Genomic DNA, 21,231 nt, shown 5'->3' with positions numbered 1-21,231 from the left:
AGTTAGGAATCCTAACTAATTTATTTAAATCAAAAAAAGGAGTGCTTTATGAAAAAACAAATCATTCTTTCTTTCGGTCTTTTTGCTGCAATAGTAGTCGGAACAGCAGTATTGTTTGGCTTCGGTAATGATGAAGTCAAATATCCCGATGGTTACAGAAACTGGACGCATGTAAAAACACTTATTCTTGAAAAAGGTCATCCGCTTTACGATGCTTTCGGTGGAATTCATCATATCTATGCAAACAAAACTGCACTCGAAGGATATAAAGCCGGAAATAAATTCAAAGATGGTTCTGTAATAGTTTTTGATTTGCTGGAAACAGTTTCCGCAGATAATGCAATTGCAGAGGGAAACAGAAAAGTTGTCGGTGTAATGGAAAAAAACTCAAAAAAATACAAAGACACCGGCGGTTGGGGATTTGAAGGATTTAAAGGTGACACTAAAGAAAGAGTTGTGAAAAATATGTACGGCGAATGTTTCAGCTGTCATCTTTCGCAAAAAGATAAAGATTATGTTTTTAGTGAGTACAGAAAGTGAGTTGTAATATCAGTTCCTGTTAATCGGGTGTCACCCTGCGTTTCGGGACTGTGTCTTAGCTGCCATTGCGAATTTATTTTGGAATCTGAAACAGGTTCAGATTGACAAATTATTATGACACAGTCGCTTATCGAAGGGTGACATTTCTGTTTTCTATCCTTTTAATTATTTAATTTTGTTTTGTGAAATCTATATTCAATCATAAATATCAGCACAGCGATCTGGATTCAAAACTTGTTCTTGCACTTGAGAGAATAAGTCACATTTTCAGAGTACTGCTTTGGGAACAGACCAAACAGTATAATCTCAGTCCGATTCAGACACAGATTCTTATTTATGTTTACCATCAGCCGAAAACCGACAGAAACATCACCACACTTGCCCGGCGATTAAATATTACAAAAGCAACCGTAAGCGATGCTGTTAAATCTTTGGTCCAGAAAAAACTAGTAAAAAAACTTTCTGATAAAGAAGATGCAAGATTCTTTTATCTTGAATTGACTTCAAAAGGGAAAGAACTTGTAAAGAAAATTGAAAGCTGGGGTGAAAAGTTCAGAAGAAATTTCAAAGATATTTCCATAGATAAAAAAATAAACCTTTATGAAACTCTTCTTCAGATACTAATCAGCTTTGAAGAAGAAGGAATAATAAACCGCAACCGAATTTGTATTACCTGCAGACACTTTCAAATTCAGAAGAAGAACAGAAAAGAAACCTATTTCTGCCAGCTTCTGAATCTTCCACTTCGAACTGAAGAACTCAGAGTTGATTGTCCTGAGCACGAATTAGCAGTTGGATGAACATAGCAGTTTTTCTGATTTCACAATTGTTTGATTATTTTTATTCAGTTCATCAAAACAAAATTGTGATGCAATGAAAACACTTATCTACATTCTTCTTCTAATCGGTTTTACAATAATTAAACCACAGGATAGAAACGCAGTTTCTCAAATCACAAAAGAATCATTAATAAAAACTGTTTCAATCCTTTCATCCAAAGAATTTGATGGAAGACTGCCTGGCAGCGAAGGATATGATAAAGCCGCAAAGTTTGTCGCAAATAAATTTCTCGAAATGAAATTAAAACCTTTTGGTGATGCCGGCTATTTTCAGTTTCTGAATGTTGAATACAACAAAGTTGATACACCTGTAGTCTTCGAAGCAATTATTGATTCAGAAACAATCACATATAAACACGGAAAGGATTTTGTTTTAAGAGGATTCAGCGGAGCTAATAGTTTTACTTTGCCGGTTGCATTTTGCGGATATGGAATTTCAAGACCTGATTTAGGTTATGATGATTATCAGAATGTAAATGTCAAAAACAAAATTGTAATTGTGTTCAAGCAAAATCCAAAATGGAAAATTGATGACAAAGAATGGGGCTCGGCTTATCCAAGAGAAAAATCATTGGTTGCAAAACAGAAAGGTGCAAAAGGAATTCTTTTCGTTTCGCTTCCGAATGATGAAAAGCCACAGCCGCTGATTGGAAGTGTGATGCACGGTGAGGGAGAACAACCAACAGATTTTCCACAACTGCATATTTCAATCGAAGCTGCCAATCAAGTGTTACAGAAAGTCGGATTAACACTCAGTGAATGTCAGACTAAAATTGATGAAAAGAAAAAACCATTTTCGTTTTTAACAAGAACAAAAGCGAAAGTAATTACTACAACATATTATCAGAAAGAAGCTAAGACAATGAATGTGGTCGCCTTGCTGGAAGGTAGCGATCCCGTTCTAAAAAATGAATATGTTGTTATTGGTGCTCATCTCGATCATGTAGGTTCGCAGGCAGGATTACTTTTTCCCGGTGCAAATGATAATGCCTCCGGTTCGGCTGGTGTGCTCGAAATTGCAAAAGCATTTGTTGCTGATAAAGTTAAACCCAAACGCTCAATAATTTTTGTTTTGTTTGCAAGTGAAGAACAAGGATTAAACGGCTCAAAACATTTTGTTGAAAATCTGAAAGTATCTAAAGAAAAAATTATAGCAATGCTTAATCTCGATTGCATCGGCTATGGTGATAGCATTCAGGTTGGAAATGGAAAAAGCTCTCCGAAGCTATGGCAGATTGCAAAAGAATTTGATGAGAAAAATTTTAAGCTAATGGTAAATGATACCTGGAGCGGTGGAGGAGCAGATGCAACACCTTTTCACGAAAAAGGAATTCCCTCACTTTACTTTGTTTCAAAGTACAGTTATGATCATCTTCATCTTCCTACTGACACAGTAGAAACACTTAATCCTGATTTATATGAAAAGATTGTTAAGCTTGCTTTCTTAGCTGCAAAACATATTGCGGATGGAAAGTATGAAAGAGAAATCATAAAATGAATGTTATATAAATAGAGTCATCCCGAGCCAGTCGAAGGATGACCACAAATTATAATTCTTATTAAGAGAGCATCAAAATAAAATAGAAAGGAATATTCAATGGCATCGAGAAAAGTTGAAGTAGCAGGAATAATGGGACCAATCTGGTTTATGGGTTGGTTATTTACAATCGGATTTCTGAAACTAACTTTCTTCAAAGGATTACTCGCACTGTTTGTCTGGCCCTACTACATTGGAGAGTATGTAGGAAATTTGATGAAGTAAAGGTCTATACAAGAGAGTAAATTAAAACCACCAGAAAATTTACAATTTTATTTTGCCTATTAGCCAATTAGGATTCACTTCTTCTGCATTGGAAAATTGAAATAACTTTACTTCACAATTTCCCGGGAAACTGCTTTGTATCATCAGTTTGTTTCTAAAAATTTCACAAATGCTAAATATTCCCACTTTTTAATTTTAGTAAGAAAATAAAATACTTGACTTACTTTTTTAGTGTTTGTAAGTTTGCAAAAGAAAGGAGTAAGAAAATGGAAACTGCTGTAGTAACTTCAAAAGGACAAATTGTAATACCGGTTAAGATTAGAAGGAAACTTGGTATTAAAGGCGGCTCCAAGGTTGCTTTAATCGAACAGGGAGATAAGGTAATAATTCAGCCGCTTGATAAAGAATACTTTAATAAGCTTGCCGGTATCCTTGGAGAAAAAGGTAAAATGCTTAAGTCGCTGATGGAAGATAAAAAGAAAGAAAGAGAACTATGAAGCCGGTGGTTCTTGACAGTTATGCTTTGATTGCATATCTGAACAAAGAAGAGGGTTACGATCGTGTTTCTGAAATTTTTGAAAAATGCTCAGAAGCTGATGAATTTGCACTTATGTGCGTCGTAAACCTGGGTGAAGTATATTATCATGCATTGCGTGTTGGAGGTGAACAGAAAGCTAAATTTTTTCTTGAGATAGTAAAAGCACTTCCAATTGATATTGTTGAGGCAAATATAAATCTGACTTTGGCTGCAGCAGAAATTAAAGCCTTCAATAAAATGTCTTTTGCGGATGCGTTCGCTGCAGCTTTGGCTAAATTAAAGAAAGCTACTCTAGTTACAGGAGATAAAGAATTTAAAGTCCTTGAAAATGAAATTAAAATAACCTGGATATAATATATGAACGGAATTAAATGGAGATTTAAAGCTTTATCGGTTGGTGATCCCTATGAAAGAAATAATCCGATTCTAATTTTTTTAATAAATACAAATGAAACACTTATTTTATAAACCTAACTTTAAAGTAGACGATATTATTTCTTATGCTGAATTAGTTTCGGCAGAAGGTGTCAATTTACAAAAAGGGATGAATTTTCAAATTAAGCCTGAGTATTCCATCTTTCTAATGTCTGTTCGTAAAAATGCACCATATAAAGATGAATGGGATGATAAAACTAACACTTTAATTTATGAGGGCCATGATGTGCCTGGCAATTTGTCTGATGATCCAAAAGAAGAAGATCAGCCATTAACGACTCCAAAAGGTTCCCTAACAGAAAATGGAAAATTTTTTACTGTTGCCCAAGCTTACAAAATTGGCTTAATAAAAGAACCTCACAGAATAAAAGTTTATGAAAAAATAAAGGATGGAATATGGTGCTACAAAGGATTCTTCAACCTTGTTGACGCTAATTATTTGAATAAAGGGAAAAGAAGAGTATTTAAATTTTACTTAAAGCCAGTTGAATTTATTTCGAAGAAAAAAGAAGTTGAACTGCCTCACTCGAGAATAATTCCAACAGCAGTTAAGTTGGAGGTCTGGGCAAGAGATAAAGGGCAATGTGTTCTTTGTGGCTCAAAAGAAAATCTGCACTTTGATCACGACATACCGTATTCTAAGGGGGGCACAAGTTTAACTGCAGAGAATGTGAGAATACTTTGCATGAAACATAATCTGAAAAAGTCAAATAAGATTTTAACAATACCACCTATCTTTTTAAGCATTTCCTGAAGTAGTCCTTAATTTTTTGATTTTAGTTTCAAGTGCATAACCTCACTTACTCATTCCAAGAAACATTCCGCCAAAGTAGGGAATTAACCAAACCAACCAGACAAAAACACTGAAGCGGTGAAAAGTTTTTAATAGCCGTTCATCTTTTTTTATTATTGCCCTTGTTGCCCATATCGCGTGAAAAAACATTAACCATAATGCAATCTGTCCTGTTAATGTATGCAGTTCTGTAATATCAAAAGGACCGGTTGCAAGCAAGTGCATTGCATAAGTTCCGGATACATCAAATATAAATCCCGACCAGAAAAAGAGAACATGCCAACGTTTCAGATATTTTGCAATACGTTCTGCCCATACACCAATACTGTAACAGATTAATGCTGCTGTAATTAAAACAACGGATAATATTTGTAAGGTTGACATTAAAAAACCAGATATTAAAAGAGCAATTTAGTTTTCAGACTTAAAAGGAGAATCTCAGCTATGCCTTACGGAAATTATATCACCGTCTTTAACGATGTATTCTTTGCCTTCGAGTCGCCATTTGCCAAGTTCTTTTGCTTTTTCGAATGAACCACTGCATTCAATAAAGTCGTGGTAGTGAACAACTTCTGCACGAATAAATTTTTTGAGCAAGTCTGCTAAAATTCTCTCAATACCACCAATATTCTTAAGCTGATTATTAAAAAAATTAATTAGTTGTATTATTAAATTATTAAGGAACTTTTCAAAAGCATATTTACTTGTTTATAATTTTAAATCAAAAGTATTGATTGATATGAAAATAAGTTACTTAAAAGCTACCATAAAGCATTTACAGGTATAGCAAAAAGATTTTTACCAAAGGGAACTATCTGCGCTCCTGTGTAAAAAACTATTCCTCTGAGAAATTTCTTTCCGTTTTCTTCTGCAAAAGTTCTTATGTGTCTGAAATCAGAGTCGTCTACTTTCGATGAAGCTTTAACTTCGACAGCGATAATCTTTCCATCATCCTTTTCAATAATAAAATCAATTTCTTGTCCGGATGCAGACCTGTAATGAAAAAGAGATAAATTTTTTCTGCTCCAGCTTGCTTGTTTAATTAGTTCCATAAGAACAAAATTTTCTAATATTCTTCCCCAGGATAAAGGATCCGAGGTAACTTTATTTTCTTCAAAGCCGGTTAAATAAGATAATATTCCCGTATCGATTAGATAAACTTTTGGTGTCTTTATAATTCTTTTGGATAAATTTCCTGACCACGCGGGCAAAAGACTAATCATAAAAGTAGCCTCGAGTAAGGCCATATATCTTTTTAATGTTGTCTGTGGGATTGCTGATGAACGTGAAAGCTCGGCAATATTTAGTAATGTTCCGGCTCTGCTTGCGAGCAAAGACAAAAGTTTTGGTAAATCACTTAGTTTTTCAATATTAGAAATATCTCTTACATCACGCTGAAGTATGGTTGTTATATAGGAAGAAAACCATGCTTTTAATCTTTCCAAATCTTTTCTTGTTAAAACTTCGGGATAGCCGCCACGTATTATTTTCTCTGTCAGATTATTTTTTTTTATCTCAAATGTTAAGGGATTAAAATGATTTGATGAGAGCTCATCAATAAAATTCTTTTCGGTTCCACTGATTTCGCTTTGTGAAAAGGGAAATAGTTTTAGAATTTCAACCCTTCCTGCAAGAGATTCTGATATTCTGGGTAAGAAAAGAATGTTCGCTGAACCAGTCAAAATAAATTTTCCGGGCTTTCTGTCCCGATCAACAAATCTCTTTATTGCTAAAAATATTTCAGGAACCCTTTGAACTTCATCAATGATAACACTCCCCGAATATGCCGATATAAAATCAATTGGATTGCTTTGGGCTGCTGATAAAATGGTTAAATCATCAAAAGTCAGATAGGTCGCGGGGTATATTTCTTCTGATAAATATTTTACGAGCGTACTCTTTCCTGTCTGACGGGCACCCTGAATAACCACAACCGGTGAATCGGATAAAGACAGAAGTAATTTTGATGTAATCTTTCTCTTTATCATACGGAACAAATTTAAGGTAAGCATTGCTGATAATCAACCACTAAGTGGCTGATTATCAGCCGTTTAATGATATATCTGAAAAAAGAATTATTACCAACAACTACCGGATAATCCTTTAATGCTTTTTCAAAGAAGTGAATCGAATGAGAAAACCGATTAAAATTAAGATTTCTCCCCCGATAAATCGGATTTGAAACGACAAATAATATTGAGCAGTTCTCTCCGCCACAATTTTTATTAAACTCAGCTATGCCTTACGGAAATTATATCACCGTCTTTAACGATGTATTCTTTGCCTTCGAGTCGCCATTTGCCAAGTTCTTTTGCCTTTGCGAATGAACCACCGCATTCAATAAAGTCGTCGTAGTGAACAACTTCTGCACGAATAAATTTTTTGAAAAAGTCTGTGTGAATTTCTCCGGCAGCTTCCTGAGCGTTCATACCTTTTTTAATAGTCCAGGCACGACATTCATCTTCACCAACGGTAAAAAAGGACTGTAAGCCAAGTAAGTCATAAGCTTCGCGGATAAGTTTATCAAGAGCTGACTCCGTAATTCCATAATCCTGCATAAATGCTTTTGCATCTTCTTCTGATAAATCCGCCATTTCCATTTCAATCTTTCCGAAGAAGAAAAGCACTTTTGTATTATGTCCGGATTTATGCTTAATCACTTCATTCAGATATTTCTCTGTATCATTAACCTGAGTTTCATCAAAGTTAAGAGCTATCAGCATTGGTTTAATTGAAAGTAGCTGATAGGTTTTTAACATCTGAAGCTCATCTTTTGTAAAGTGATGATCTCGCAAAGGTTTTTCTTCCTGCAAAAGCTCAAGACACTTCTCAAGTACAGGTAATTCTTTTTTTAGTTTTTCATCCTGAGTTTTCAGTATCTGCTTCTTAATACTTTCAATCCTCTTTTCAATCAAAGCCATATCTGAAAGAATAAATTCTGTTTCGAATGCGTTTACATCACGCATCATATTAATTGAACCATCAGGATGCGGAACAGCAGGATTGTCGAATAATCTTACTACCTGCACAAGTGCATCATTTGTTTTAACTTTCGATAAAAAGTTTCCTGTAAATTGAGTTGATCCCGAATCTCCCTTCTGCAATCCAACCACATCAACAACTTCTATTGTTGCATTAACTTTTTTCTTCGGATTAAAAATTTCTGTAAGCTTATCTAATCTTTCATCAGGCACTTTTATTACCGCCTGATGAGTTTCTGACTTTGTTAATTCTGTTGGATCTAAAAGTGTTTTTGTTATTGTTTGAAATAAAGTTGTTTTACCAGAGTAGGGAAGTCCTACAATTCCAATTTGCATTTTATCCTCTTAATTCATTTTTATATATACAAATATACCTCAATCAAAAATCAGAATTTGTGGCTGAGATTAAAGCAGAGAAATAATTTTCTGAATTTCTTATCTTTTAATAGGTAAATAAAAATCATAAGGAAAGAAAATGAAAAAATTAACAATCTATTTGTCTCTTATTCTTCTTTCACTGCTAACTTATTATTGTAGCACCGTTCCCATTACCGGACGAAGTCAGCTTAGTCTTGTTCCAGCATCACAAATCAATGCACTCAGTTTTCAGCAGTATGGAGAATTTATTAAGAACAATAAATTAAGTGAAGACAAAGAATCAGTTGCGATGGTTAAAAGAGTTGGTGCAAATATTCAGAAAGCAGTTGAAACTTATTTTGCGCAAAACAATTTATCAGATCAGCTTAAAGGATATGAGTGGGAATTTAATCTTATTGAAAGCGAAGAAGTAAATGCCTGGTGTATGCCCGGTGGTAAAGTTGTTGTTTATACTGGAATTCTACCTCTAACTAAAGATGAAACCGGCCTCGCTGTTGTAATGGGACATGAAATCGCTCACGCGATTGCTCAACACGGTGCCGAAAGGATGAGTTATGGTTTATTGCAGGAGTTGGGTGGAATGGCGCTATCCGTTGCTTTACAAAATGAACCGGAAGCAACTAAAAATATATTTCTTACTGCCTACGGAGTCGGAACAACTGTAGGAGTAATGCTGCCATTCAGCCGTTCACACGAAAGCGAAGCAGACAGACTAGGATTAATTTTTATGGCAATGGCAGGATATAATCCCGAAGCAGCAATTGATTTCTGGACAAGAATGTCTCAAAAGGGCGGACAAGCATTACCCGAATGGTTAAGCACACATCCATCGGACGAAACAAGAATCGCGGATATAAAAAAACATTTACCAGAAGCGTTGAGATATTATAAGAAATAGAATAAACAAGCAAGCCCTCCTGAAATCGGAGGGCTTTGTATTTGTGCATTAATAAAACTTTAACTTATACCTAAACTCACACATACTCCTCCCAGCTTTTTACAGGAAGTTTCTGTGGTGTGTATTGTTCGAGGGCTTTAATGAACCTTTTCGCAATCTGAACATTTGTGAGTAAAGGAATATTCAAATCAACGGCTTTTCTCCGGATTATATAATCACTGTCCAGCTCAACTTTTTCTGCAGTTTTTGGAATATTAATAACCAGATCAATTTTCCCTTCGCTCATATAAGTAAGGATGGAAGGTTCCTGATTATCAAAAGGACGATATAAAACTTCAACATCGATTCCACCGTTATGTTTATAAAAATCTGCTGTGCCTTTGGTTCCGTAAAATTTTAATCCCATCTTTTTCAGAATAAGTAATTCATCAATTAGTTCGGCTTTATTTCTTGGAGTTCCGGTTGAGAGCAAAACTGCTTTTTGTGGAATTTTATATCCTGTAGCTAAAACTGATTTCAGGAATGCTTCGTTGAAATCATCACCAAGACAAGCAACTTCTCCTGTTGATGACATTTCAACTCCTGTTACAGGATCGCTTCCTTTTAATCTGGTAAAAGAAAACTGAGAGGCTTTTACTCCGACATAATCAAGATCAAAAGACGATTTATCAATACGCGGAACTTTTTCACCGAGCATCAGGCGAGTAGCTATTTCAATAAAATTAATTTTTAAAGTCTTTGATACAAATGGAAAACTTCTCGATGCACGCAGATTGCATTCGATTACTTTTACTTCATTATCTTTGGCAATGAACTGAATGTTAAACGGTCCTGTTATCTCAAGAGCTTTGGCTATTTTTTTTGTGATAAGTTTTACTCTGCGCATTGTTTCAAGATAAGTTCGCTGCGGAGGTAAAACAATCGTTGCATCACCGGAGTGAACTCCGGCATTTTCAACATGCTCTGCAATTGCATAGCAGAAAAGTTCCCCGTCTGTTGCAACTGCATCAACTTCAATTTCTCTTGCATCAGTAATAAACTTGCTAATCACAACAGGATGTTCTGTGTTAAGTTCTGTTGCTTTTTTAAGATACAATTCAAGCTCATCTTCTGTTAACACGATACTCATCGCAGCGCCACTAAGAACATAGCTTGGGCGAATCAAAACCGGATATCCGACATTTCGCGCAAACTGTTTTGCATCTTCAAGCGTGGTTACCTCTCTCCATTCGGGTTGATCAACTTCAATATCATCGAGAATTTGTGAAAATTTGTGGCGGCTTTCAGCATTATCAATCTGCCTGGGAGAAGTGCCGATAATTTTGATGCCAGCTTTATGAAGTCTCATCGCAAGATTGTTTGGAGTTTGTCCGCCCATTGATACAATTACTCCCGCAGGATTTTCTTTATCGCAAATATCCAGAACACGCTCGAGGGTTAATTGCTCAAAGTAAAGTTTGTCGCATATATCGTAATCGGTACTAACTGTTTCCGGATTGCAGTTTATCATAATTGATTTGTAACCGCTCTTGTTAACCTGAGTTGCGGCATTAACACAACACCAATCAAACTCAACTGAAGAACCGATGCGATAAGGTCCGCTTCCCAAAACAATTATCTGATCTTTCTCTCCGGATTTAATGTCATCTTCAACACCATGATAAGTCAGATAAAGATAATTTGTTTGCGCAGGAAATTCAGCCGCCATTGTATCTATTTGTTTTATAACGGGAACAACACCAAGAGATTTACGAAACTTACGAACAGACATTTCATCACTGTTCACAAGCTGAGCAATTTGCAAATCCGAAAAACCATTTTGCTTTGCTTCTCTCATTATATCTGCATTCAAACCTTCGAGGTTTTTGAAACCTCGAAGGTTTTTAATTACCCGCTCAGTCTCTACAATGTTTTTCATTTTATACAAAAACCATTTTGTGATTTTTGTAAGCTCGTAAATACGATCAACAGAATATCCTCGCTTCAATGCTTCGGCAATTGCAAATATTCTTTTGTCTGTTGGTTCGCTAAGTTCTTTATCAAGATTCTCAAACTGTAATTCGTTACCAACAAATCCTTTCATTCCAACATCAAGCATTCTTATTGCTTTCTGAAGAACTTCTTCAAAGCTTCTTCCAAGCGACATTACTTCGCCAACTGATTTCATCTCGGAGCCAAGTTGCGTACTGACTTGTTGAAACTTTTGTAAATCCCATCTTGGAAATTTTAAAGCTACATAATCAAGCGCGGGCTCAAAGTTTGCAGAAGTTTCCTGAGTGATTGCATTAACAACTTCATTAAGTGCATAACCAAGCGCAAGTTTAGTAGCGATGAAAGCAAGAGGATAACCGGTTGCTTTGGATGCAAGCGCAGAGCTTCTGCTCAATCTTGCATTAACTTCTATGATGCGATAATCTTCTGAGTTGGGATCAAGTGCATATTGAATGTTGCATTCACCAATAATTCCGAGATGACGAATTAATTTTATTCCGATAGAACGAAGTTTAAAGTTTTCTCTTGCTGATAAGGTTTGAACCGGTGCAATTACAACGCTGTCTCCTGTATGAATTCCCATCGGATCAATGTTTTCCATCGAACAAACAGTAATGCAGTTGTTGTATTTATCGCGGACAATTTCATACTCAACTTCTTTCCATCCATATAAAGATTCTTCAATCAAAATCTGATTTGTAAATGAGAATGCTCTTCGTGCTTTTTCGAAAAGTTCATTTTCGTTATTCACGATTCCCGAGCCCAAACCACCAAGTGCATAAGCAATGCGAACCATCAGTGGATAGCCAACCTGTTTACCTGCCTCAATTGCTTCATCAAGGTTTGTTGCGGTTCTGCTTTTTGCAACCTTTAATCCAATTTCTTCAACCCGTTTGGCAAAGAGTAAACGGTCTTCGGTATCTTTAATTGTCTCAACCGGTGTTCCCAAAACTTTCACATTGTGTTTTGCGAGAATTCCTTTGTCATACAATTCAACTCCGACATTCAAAGCTGTTTGTCCGCCAAACTGAAGAAGTATTCCATCCGGTTTTTCTTTTTCGATAACTCTTTCAACAAAGTCTGCTTTTATCGGAATGAAATAAACTTTATCGGCAAAGTTTTCTGAAGTTTGAATGGTAGCGATATTAGGATTTATCAGAATAGTCTCAACGGCATCTTCTCTTAGAGCTTTAATTGCCTGCGAACCGGAATAATCAAACTCACCTGCTTGCCCGATTTGCAAAGCACCGCTTCCGAGTATTAAAACTTTTTTTGGTTTTCCTTTTTTTATCATAGTTGTTTTTTGTTGCTTGGCGTCTTAGCGTCTTTGCGAGAAAAACATTTCACGCAGAGACGCAAAGCCGCAGAGAATAATTACTTTAGTGCACGAACAAACATATCAAAAATGAATTCGCAATCATCAGGTCCTGGAGATGCTTCCGGATGAAACTGCGATGCAAAAAATGGTTTTGATATATGAATTATTCCTTCATTCGTTCCATCATTATCATTAACAAACCACTCACGCCAATCTTCAGTTAAAGTTGATGCATCAACTGCATAGCCGTGATTTTGCGAAGTAATGTAACATCTTTTTGTTCCAAGTTCATTGCAAGGTTGGTTATGTCCGCGATGACCATATTTTAATTTATAAGTATCTGCTCCTGCTGCAAGAGCCAGTATTTGCGAACCAAGACAAATACCAAGAATCGGTTTGTTCTTCTCCATTGCCTTCTTTGTGTGTTCAATTGTTGCAGCATTCATTTTAGGATCGCCGGGACCATTTGATAACATAATTCCATCAGCTTTTATTGTATTAAAATCAAAATCATAAGGTACACGGATTACAGAGATGTTTCTTAAAAGAAAAGCGCGGATAATATTGTTTTTTGTTCCGCAATCAACCAATATAATTTTTTTCTTTCCTGCAGAATACTCGATTGGCTCTTTTACGCTAACCTCAGCTACCAAATCTGTTTTATTCGGATCTTCAAAATCAATTGCAGAATTTTCATCAAATACTATTTTACCGAGCATCGTTCCTTTATCGCGCAATTTTCTGGTAAGCATTCTTGTATCAATTCCATAAAGGGCGGGAATCTTTTCTTCCTTCAACCAGTCAGCAAGACTTTTTTCAGCGCTCCAATGCGAATACTCAAATGAATAATCTGAAACAACTAAACCGCGAACCTGAATTTTGTCCGATTCAAAATTTTTGAGTAATCCCAATTCACTTTCTTTGGACGGAACACCGTAGTTTCCAATAAGCGGGAAAGTGCAAACCAAAATTTGTCCGCGATAAGATGGATCTGTTAGTGTTTCCGGATAGCCAACCATACCGGTATTAAAAACAACTTCGCCATTTGTGTTGCCTTCATAACCAAAGCTGTAACCGGAAAACTCTGTTCCGTCTTCAAGAATTAGTTTGGCTTTTGTTTTTTCTTTATTCATAATTCAATATGTACATTCAGATAAAAAAATAGCCACTCAATGAGTGGCTTGTTCAACTCTTAAAAAATAAAATCTTATTTGTTCGAATAATATGCTCAATTCTCTTTCTGTTTTTGGTGAGCAAATATATAATCGTCACTAACCATAAACAAAACTTTCGGTTTTTTCTATGTCCGGGAACTTCCCTTGCTTGATATGTGTTATAACACATATATTTAAGTGTATTTTATTAACAATTATAAGGAGAAAAAAATATGGCAACCTGGAAAATTGATCCGGCACATTCTGAAATAAAATTCAAAGTAAAACATCTTGTTGTTTCAACTGTAACCGGACAGTTTAAAGTTTTTGATGCAACTGTTGAATCCGAGAAATCAGATTTTTCAGATGCTAAGATTTCATTTTGGGCTGATGTTAATAGCATCGATACCAGAAACGAACAAAGAGATGCACATCTTAAATCAGCAGACTTTTTCGATGCAGAAAATCATCCAAAGATTGTTTTTGAGTCCAAAGCGATTAATAAAAAATCTGATAATGAATATGAAGTTGTAGGTGATTTAACCATTCGAGGTGTTACCAAAGAAATTAAATTGAATGTGACCTACAACGGAACTGTTAAGGGATTTGGTGGAGGAGAAGTTGCCGGATTTGAAATGACAGGCAAGCTCAACAGATTTGATTATGGCTTACAATGGAATGCTCTGACCGAAGCCGGTGGAATTGTAGTTGGTGACGAAGTTAAAATTGAAATCTCTTGTGAGCTGACTAAAGTTAACGGTTAATTGTCCTTTAATTAAAGGTTGTTTCTGAAGATAAATATTGCTTTGGAAACAACCTTCCTTTTTAGATTTCACATCTCATTTTATACTTTTCAATAATTTATTTCTCATTACTAATTAATAATGTTGATTTGATTGTATATTTAGCACCGAAAAATTTTTATACTTAATTATTAAGTGAATAAATCTATTATCTATGGGCACGAAGAGTAAAAATCCTTTCATTTTTTTAATTATATATTTATTACTTCTAAACCTTAGTCTGTTTGCCCAGACCAATATTGATTCATTAATAAATCTTGCAGAAAAATCTGAGGGAAAAGAAAAAATTTCTCTACTTATAAAGTTGGGTTATTATCTTGGTTCTGATAATCCGGCTCAGGCAATTAAATATCTTGACGAAGCAATTTCCCTTTCTGATAAACTAAATCTGAAGGGAAGAAAAGCCGATGCGCTCTTTAACAAAGGAGTTGCTCTGTGGCATCTAGGAAATATTCCTGAATCAGAAAATTATTACAGCCAGGCAAAAGTTATTTATGAAGAACTGAAAGACACACTGAGCTTAATTAAATTATACAATTCAGAAGCAATCAACTACTCAATGCGTGGAAGGTCTGATATAGCTCTTGAAATTTTTCTTAAATCACTTGATTATGCAAATAAGATTAATGATCGACCGACAATCTTTAATACATTATTCAATATCGGAATTGTTTTTGATAATCGCGGCGAGTTTGATAAAGCAATTGAACACTACAATAAATCCCTGCAATATGCAGATGATAAAGGTTCAAAAGCTCTGGTTGAAAATTATCTTGCCGAAATTTATCTGACCAGGAAAGATTTAAAGAAAGCGGAAGAATTTCTTAACAGAGCAATCTTAGATGCAGAAGCGTCCGGAGATATCAACAGTCAAATTTGGTCATATACCAATCTTGGAAGTTTAAATTTTGAAAGAGGAAATCTGACCGAAGCCGAGAAAAATTTTAATTCTGCTTTGGAATTATCAAGAAAGTCGGAATATAAACTTGATATTATTCATTCACTTACTGAGCTTGGTAAATTTTATTTCAAGACCAAAAGACTTAAAGAAGCCGAGAAGTATTTGCTGGAAGCTTTTGATATCGCAAATCAAATTAATTCAGTACAGGATCTGAGTAATATTACAAATGTTCTGAAAGATGTTTATGCCGAACTGAATAATTATAAACAAGCATTTGAATTTCTAAAGTTAAATAAACAATATTCTGACACCTTACAGGCAATAAATCAAAACGAGAAGATATTAGAGATAGAAACAAAATATGCTGTCAAACAGAAGGAGAAAGAAGCACAACTTCTGAAAAACGAAAACGAACTTCAGAAGAAAGTTATTGAAACACAAAAGCTTATTGCAATTGTAGTTTCTGTGCTTGGTTTGTTCCTTGTAATACTGATTGCGCTTTTGATACGAAGCCGAAGAAAAATTTTAGCTGCGCAAAAAGATTTGATTATGAAAAATGAAGAGATTGAGCTAAGCAGAAAAGAAATAGCTGCGAAGAATAAAGAACTGGAAATTCTTAATTCAACAAAGGATAAATTCTTCTCAATAATTGCTCACGATTTAAGAAATCCGATAGCAGGTTTTGTAAGCATATCAGATATACTCGAAACTGATTACGATAGAATATCAGATCAGGAAAAGAAATCTCTTCTCTCCCAGATGAATAACTCATCAAAAAATCTGATTGCTCTACTTGAAAACTTACTTACCTGGGCAAGATTATCAAGTAATAAAATTGAAGTGGTCAGATCAAAATCAAAATTATCCGAACTTATATTTTCTGCTGTCAGTCCTTATGAACATTGGGCAAAGAGCAAGCGGGTAAATCTTCGAATTGAAATCCCGGAGGATAAAAAAATTGAAACTGATCCGTTTATCTTTCAAACAGTTGTTGGAAATCTGATAAACAATGCAATAAAATTTTCTAACTCAGGAGACACTGTTTCAGTTATCGCAAAACTGGAAAACGGCAAAATAAGACTCAGTGTAAAAGATAATGGAGTGGGAATTCCGGAACACAGATTAAAAAACATTTTTGGTTTTGATAATAAAAAAACAACCAAAGGAACAATGAATGAATCAGGAACAGGGTTGGGACTTGTTCTGGTTAAAGAATTATCTGATAAAATGAATTGGCAAATTGAAGTTCATAGTCAGCCACAATTGGGTAGCGAATTCATACTTAATATTTTTGATAATTAAAATTTTGTTAAATCTTTTTAGTGCAGTATTTGATTATTGAAATTCACATAATCATTTCTGATTTTTGCACAGGAAATAATAGAAACAATTAAGTTTATTTTGAAAATATTTATTCATACCGAAAACAATTCCGCATTATTTCAAAAATCCATCAACCTCATTAATCAATTTCATCTTAATTTATGAAGTCAGAAAAAACAGTTAAGACTAAAAAATCCCCTAAAACATTTGTACTCGACACAAATGTAATTCTTCACGATGCAACATCAATTCAAATGTTTCAGGAAAATGATGTTGTTATTCCACTTACAGTAATTGAAGAACTTGATCACTTCAAAAGAGGTAGTCAGGTTATCAATTTAAACGCAAGAGAATTTGCCCGAACACTCGACTCACTTACCGGCTCTGCAATTTTTAATGGCGGAGTTTCGCTGGGAAAAGGAAGAGGCAAATTAAAAATAGCAATTTCAAAAGGACTTCATCCTGAAATTAAAGATGTATTCAGAGATGACACACCGGATCATCGTGTATTAAGTGTTGCTTTGGACTGGAAAGAAAAGTTGAAAAACAGGTCGCAGGTAATTCTTGTTAGTAAAGATGTTAACCTGAGAATGAAGGCAAAAGCACTTGGAATTCCGGCTGAAGATTATACAACTGACAGAGTTAAGAGCATTGAAGAACTATATTCGGGAAAAGGAATTATTGAAAATTTTGATGATGAACTACTGATAAAACTTTTTCATCCTCCTTATGAAATTACTGCGCAGCCATTTTTAAAAAAATTAAACGGAGAAGCACTTCCAAACAAATATTACATTCTTAAAAATCATAATCGTTCTGTTCTTGCGCAGCTCGATATGAACAGAGAAGTTTTGCGAAAGATAGATAAAATTTCTGTTTATGGAATTACTCCACGCAATGCAGAACAAACTTTCGCAGTGGATGCATTGGTAAATCCGGCAATTCAACTTGTATCAATGACTGGTAAAGCAGGAACTGGAAAAACATTGCTCGCTCTTGCAAGTGCGCTTGCAGTCAAAAAGTACTATCGTCAGATATTTATTGCGCGTCCAATTGTACCACTTAGTAATAAAGATATTGGATTTCTTCCCGGAGATGTTGAAAGTAAACTCGCTCCTTATATGCAACCATTGTGGGATAATCTGAAAGTGATTCAGGACCAATTTCCTGAACACGACAAGCAGCATCAGGCAATTGATACAATGATTAAAGATGAAAAGCTGGTAATTGAACCTTTATCATACATTCGCGGAAGAAGTTTGCAAAGAATATTTTTTATTGTTGATGAAGCACAGAACTTAACTCCGCACGAAATTAAAACAATAATCACTCGTGCCGGTGAAGGTGCAAAAGTAGTTTTCACCGGTGATATTTATCAGATTGATCATCCTTATCTTGATGGACAATCAAACGGACTTTCATATTTAATTGACCGGTTCAAAGGGCAGAAACTTTATGCTCACATAAATCTGGAAAAAGGTGAACGCTCTGAATTGGCAGAACTTGCTAGTAATTTATTATAAGAAAGGAAAATTATATGAAAACAATCTTTCACGGTGCAGTTTTTATTTTGTTCACCATATTTCTGTCCGGATGTCTGCAGGTCGAAACAAATGTTTATGTTAATAAAGACGGAAGTGGTACGATTGAGGAGACAGTACTATTTAAAGATGAAGTAATCGATATGATGAAACAATTCATAATGGCTTTTGATACAACACAAACAGAAGAATTCAATTTAATTAAAGAAGAAGAATTAATTTCAAAAGCTTCGAAATACGGCGAAGGTGTAAGTTATGTTTCAAGTGAGAAACTAAAGTCAAACGGATTTGAAGGAGCTAAAGTCGTATACGCTTTTAATGATATTACAAAACTTAACTTAAGTCTCATTTCTGATGATGCAGTTCCGTCGCTGGGTGAAGATGAATCAACGCCAACGGAAAACGAACAAATAAAATTTGTTCTGGATAAATCTTCATTACAAACAAAATTAAAAATAATTCTTCCGAGCATGAAAATGGATTCAGAAGATGAAACATTAAATCAGGAAGTTAACGATTCGACTTTTAACGATGAGTTTGAAAAAGCAAAAGAAATGTTTACTGATATGAAAATGTTGCTTAGAATTATTCCCACCGATAAAATTATACAAACAGATGCTGACTTCGTTCAGGATAATAAAGTTACTTTGATGGAAATGAATATGAATTCTTTACTTTATAAACCTGAACTTTTCAAGGAATTATCCGGAAATAAGGTTAAATCTCTCGATGAATTCAGAGAGCTTATTAAGAATGTTGAGGGATTCAAAGTTGAATCAAAAAATGAAATTCTTGTAACATTTTAAAATTGCCCGAAAGCTTTTCAATATATATTTTTCACAAGCAAATTTAATAATCACAAGGAGCAACTATGATTAAACAAATTTTTTCATTGGTAATATTAATTTCTATAATTTCTTTTGCACAGACAGAAAAACTCGGTAAAGAAATTACTCTTTCAGAGAAAACAAAAATTTCTGAAATAACTTCCAATCCGGAAGAATTTTTAGGTAAAACTGTTCTTGTTGAAGGAGAAGTTCTTGAAGTATGTCCTGCTGCTGGTTGCTGGATGGAGCTAAAGAGTGATGACGGTGTTGGTAAAATTAAAATTAAAGTAAGAGACGGTGATATTGTTTTTCCTATGGCAGCAAAAGGAAAGAAAGCCGTTGTTGAAGGAACGGTTTATAAAATCGAACTAACAAAAGAAGAAGCGATTGAATATTACAAACACCTGGCAGAAGAATCGGGAAAAGAGTTTGATCCTTCAACAGTAACCGGACCAGTAACTATTTATCAGATAAAGGGACTTGGGGCGGAGATAAATTAGAGTTAATAATTTTAGTCCGAATTTAAGCCGCCTTAGAGCGGCTTTTGTTTTTTCATTACATCAGAAATCAAATAGTTATCTTTGTATGATTAAAAAATAAATATATGGAAAAGTTCGATTATCCGGTTTTAATAAGAATCCTTTATAGCTATGGAAACATTTTCATTACCTTGCTGATGATTATGAATTTAATTCCACTTGTAATCAGTGTTGATTCCAATGCTATTCTGATAGTTCCGATAGTCATAACTCTGTTAGTAATTTATTTCACTAATAAGTTTTATTTCATGCTTTATAAATCATTTCCGTTTTTAATAGAAGCAGATGATGAGAAAATGATTTGTACAGACTTTATGTTCAGAAAAAAAGAAGTAGTTATTTATTATAAAAATATAAAATCAATTGAAGGTGGAATTTTTGAAGGAAGACTTTCCGGAATAATGAAAGTCTGCGACACAGAAACAGGAATTTGTATTGCATTCTCTCATAGAATTAAAAACTCAACAAAGCTAATTGCTCTTATACTTAGCAGGATTGATAAAAAACTGTATGATGAAAAAATTGATGCTCTTCAGAAAATCAGTTCGAAACTCAGAAAAAAATGACCTGCAAGCACACAACCAGTTAGTTAATTTTGGATAAATGATTTGATATTAAAATGAAAGTAGCAGTATTATTATCAGGTGGAGTTGATAGTTCAGTTGCGCTTAGACTTCTCAAAGAAGAAGGTCACGATGTAACAGCATTTTATCTTAAAATCTGGTTACAGGATGAATTCTCATTTCTTGGCGACTGTCCCTGGGAAGAAGATTTAAACTTTGCAACAGCGGTTTGCAAACAAGCAAATGTTCCTCTTGAAGTTTTGCCTTTGCAAACTGAGTATTGGGAAAATGTTGTTTCATATACAATAGCAGAAATTAAAGAAGGAAGAACACCAAATCCGGATATGTTCTGCAATCGCCTGATTAAGTTTGGTGAGTTCTATAAAAAGATTGACAACTCTTTTGAAAAAGTAGCAAGCGGTCATTATGCCCGCGTTGAAAAATTATCAGATAAGTATTTATTAAAAACTTCCCCCGACCCGATTAAAGATCAAACTTATTTTCTTGCTTACTTAACTCAGGAACAATTATCGAGAGCTTTGTTTCCAATCGGAAAATTCACAAAGAGGCAAATAAGAGAGCTTGCAAAAAAATATGAACTTCCGAATATGGAAAGAAAAGATAGTCAGGGCATTTGCTTTTTGGGAAGAATAAGTTTTAACGAATTTATTAAACATCATCTTGGTGAGTTGCCTGGCGATATTGTGGAGCTTGAAACCGGAAGCATTAAGGGAAAACACAAAGGATATTATTTTTACACAATTGGTCAACGCTCTGGATTAGGTCTGGGCGGAGGTCCGTGGTATGTTGTTAAGAAAGATGTGAGCAATAACATTATTTATATTTCTAAGCAGGATTATCATAACCGGGCAAGAAAAGATTTTTTTGTTACGAAGTTTAACTGGATTGCAGATAAACCACAAAGTGGCGAACAGCTGAAAGTAAAAATCAGACACGGAGCAAAGTTTTATAACTGTGTTCTTGAATATGAAAATGATAAGGGAAAAGTAATTCTCAATCAGGAAGATCAGGGAATAGCGCCGGGACAATTTGCTGTATTTTATAAGGAAGATGTTTGTTTGGGTGGAAGTATAATCGCTGAGTAA

At 34.7% G+C, this 21,231-nt stretch carries 21 protein-coding genes; 15 read left to right on the top strand and 6 right to left on the bottom strand.

What is annotated here, in order from left to right:
• Positions 1 to 48: 48 nt before the first annotated feature.
• From Q0X14_RS10445 to Q0X14_RS10415, 7 genes are all read left to right on the top strand, one after another.
• Positions 49 to 540, top strand: a complete 492-nt coding sequence (locus Q0X14_RS10445) for a cytochrome P460 family protein (RefSeq protein ID WP_297838009.1) — start codon at positions 49 to 51, stop codon at positions 538 to 540.
• A 182-nt stretch (positions 541 to 722) separates the two neighbouring features.
• Positions 723 to 1,340: a MarR family winged helix-turn-helix transcriptional regulator gene (locus Q0X14_RS10440; RefSeq protein WP_297838007.1), complete on the top strand. Its 618-nt coding sequence runs from the start codon at positions 723 to 725 to the stop codon at positions 1,338 to 1,340.
• Positions 1,341 to 1,413: 73 nt separating this feature from the next.
• Entirely contained in the window at positions 1,414 to 2,877 is a 1,464-nt protein-coding gene (locus tag Q0X14_RS10435; RefSeq protein WP_297838004.1) for a M20/M25/M40 family metallo-hydrolase, read from the top strand.
• A 99-nt stretch (positions 2,878 to 2,976) separates the two neighbouring features.
• Positions 2,977 to 3,141: a hypothetical protein gene (locus Q0X14_RS10430; RefSeq protein WP_297838001.1), complete on the top strand. Its 165-nt coding sequence runs from the start codon at positions 2,977 to 2,979 to the stop codon at positions 3,139 to 3,141.
• Between the two features lie 266 nt (positions 3,142 to 3,407).
• A complete protein-coding gene (locus tag Q0X14_RS10425; RefSeq protein ID WP_297837999.1) occupies positions 3,408 to 3,638 on the top strand; it encodes an AbrB/MazE/SpoVT family DNA-binding domain-containing protein in 231 nt (76 codons plus the stop codon).
• The gene (locus Q0X14_RS10420; RefSeq protein ID WP_297837998.1) at positions 3,635 to 4,033 is read left to right on the top strand and encodes a PIN domain-containing protein; all 399 of its coding nucleotides are present in this window, start codon (positions 3,635 to 3,637) and stop codon (positions 4,031 to 4,033) included. Before Q0X14_RS10425 ends, Q0X14_RS10420 begins: the two co-directional genes overlap by 4 nt.
• Before the next feature lie 94 nt (positions 4,034 to 4,127).
• On the top strand, positions 4,128 to 4,868 hold the full coding sequence (locus tag Q0X14_RS10415) for an HNH endonuclease (protein ID WP_297837995.1): 741 nt from the start codon (positions 4,128 to 4,130) through the stop codon (positions 4,866 to 4,868).
• A 42-nt stretch (positions 4,869 to 4,910) separates the two neighbouring features.
• Here the strand turns inward: Q0X14_RS10415 and Q0X14_RS10410 are convergent, their stop codons facing one another.
• The 4 genes from Q0X14_RS10410 to ychF form a co-directional block, all read right to left on the bottom strand.
• The gene (locus tag Q0X14_RS10410) at positions 4,911 to 5,291 is read right to left on the bottom strand and encodes an HsmA family protein (RefSeq protein WP_297837992.1); all 381 of its coding nucleotides are present in this window, start codon (positions 5,289 to 5,291) and stop codon (positions 4,911 to 4,913) included.
• A 54-nt stretch (positions 5,292 to 5,345) separates the two neighbouring features.
• The gene (locus tag Q0X14_RS10405) at positions 5,346 to 5,564 is read right to left on the bottom strand and encodes a DUF933 domain-containing protein (protein WP_297844740.1); all 219 of its coding nucleotides are present in this window, start codon (positions 5,562 to 5,564) and stop codon (positions 5,346 to 5,348) included.
• 104 nt (positions 5,565 to 5,668) lie between these two features.
• Positions 5,669 to 6,919 carry an ATP-binding protein gene (locus tag Q0X14_RS10400; RefSeq protein WP_297837990.1) on the bottom strand — a complete coding sequence of 417 codons (1,251 nt, stop codon included), beginning with the start codon at positions 6,917 to 6,919 and terminating at the stop codon, positions 5,669 to 5,671.
• 219 nt (positions 6,920 to 7,138) lie between these two features.
• The gene (ychF, locus tag Q0X14_RS10395) at positions 7,139 to 8,224 is read right to left on the bottom strand and encodes a redox-regulated ATPase YchF (protein WP_297837987.1); all 1,086 of its coding nucleotides are present in this window, start codon (positions 8,222 to 8,224) and stop codon (positions 7,139 to 7,141) included.
• Between the two features lie 139 nt (positions 8,225 to 8,363).
• On the opposite strand from ychF, the gene Q0X14_RS10390 reads away from it, so the two are divergent.
• Positions 8,364 to 9,164 (top strand): M48 family metallopeptidase, encoded by an 801-nt coding sequence (locus Q0X14_RS10390; RefSeq protein ID WP_297837984.1) that lies wholly within the window; start codon positions 8,364 to 8,366, stop codon positions 9,162 to 9,164.
• 76 nt (positions 9,165 to 9,240) lie between these two features.
• Here the strand turns inward: Q0X14_RS10390 and carB are convergent, their stop codons facing one another.
• Together carB and carA are read right to left on the bottom strand one after the other, a co-directional pair.
• Positions 9,241 to 12,450, bottom strand: a complete 3,210-nt coding sequence (gene carB, locus Q0X14_RS10385) for a carbamoyl-phosphate synthase (glutamine-hydrolyzing) large subunit (protein ID WP_297837982.1) — start codon at positions 12,448 to 12,450, stop codon at positions 9,241 to 9,243.
• Positions 12,451 to 12,530: 80 nt separating this feature from the next.
• The gene (carA, locus tag Q0X14_RS10380) at positions 12,531 to 13,607 is read right to left on the bottom strand and encodes a glutamine-hydrolyzing carbamoyl-phosphate synthase small subunit (protein WP_297837980.1); all 1,077 of its coding nucleotides are present in this window, start codon (positions 13,605 to 13,607) and stop codon (positions 12,531 to 12,533) included.
• A gap of 254 nt (positions 13,608 to 13,861) precedes the next feature.
• Between carA and Q0X14_RS10375 the strand changes: the two genes are divergently transcribed.
• The 7 genes from Q0X14_RS10375 to mnmA all read left to right on the top strand — a co-directional run bounded on the left by Q0X14_RS10375 (position 13,862) and on the right by mnmA (position 21,231).
• Entirely contained in the window at positions 13,862 to 14,392 is a 531-nt protein-coding gene (locus Q0X14_RS10375) for a YceI family protein (RefSeq protein WP_297837978.1), read from the top strand.
• Positions 14,393 to 14,585: 193 nt separating this feature from the next.
• Positions 14,586 to 16,634, top strand: a complete 2,049-nt coding sequence (locus Q0X14_RS10370; RefSeq protein ID WP_297837975.1) for a tetratricopeptide repeat-containing sensor histidine kinase — start codon at positions 14,586 to 14,588, stop codon at positions 16,632 to 16,634.
• A 182-nt stretch (positions 16,635 to 16,816) separates the two neighbouring features.
• Positions 16,817 to 18,178, top strand: a complete 1,362-nt coding sequence (locus Q0X14_RS10365) for a PhoH family protein (protein WP_297837974.1) — start codon at positions 16,817 to 16,819, stop codon at positions 18,176 to 18,178.
• Between the two features lie 14 nt (positions 18,179 to 18,192).
• Positions 18,193 to 19,002, top strand: coding sequence for a hypothetical protein (locus Q0X14_RS10360; RefSeq protein ID WP_297837971.1), 810 nt, complete (start codon positions 18,193 to 18,195; stop codon positions 19,000 to 19,002).
• 65 nt (positions 19,003 to 19,067) lie between these two features.
• The gene (locus tag Q0X14_RS10355) at positions 19,068 to 19,523 is read left to right on the top strand and encodes a DUF4920 domain-containing protein (protein WP_297837968.1); all 456 of its coding nucleotides are present in this window, start codon (positions 19,068 to 19,070) and stop codon (positions 19,521 to 19,523) included.
• A gap of 104 nt (positions 19,524 to 19,627) precedes the next feature.
• On the top strand, positions 19,628 to 20,128 hold the full coding sequence (locus Q0X14_RS10350; protein ID WP_297837965.1) for a hypothetical protein: 501 nt from the start codon (positions 19,628 to 19,630) through the stop codon (positions 20,126 to 20,128).
• 53 nt (positions 20,129 to 20,181) lie between these two features.
• Positions 20,182 to 21,231 (top strand): tRNA 2-thiouridine(34) synthase MnmA, encoded by a 1,050-nt coding sequence (mnmA, locus tag Q0X14_RS10345; protein WP_297837962.1) that lies wholly within the window; start codon positions 20,182 to 20,184, stop codon positions 21,229 to 21,231.

The sequence above is a fragment of the Ignavibacterium sp. genome (genome assembly GCF_025998815.1).
In the GTDB taxonomy this organism is placed as follows: Bacteria; Bacteroidota; Ignavibacteria; order Ignavibacteriales; family Ignavibacteriaceae; genus Ignavibacterium.
This window is presented reverse-complemented; position numbering and strand designations above follow the sequence as displayed.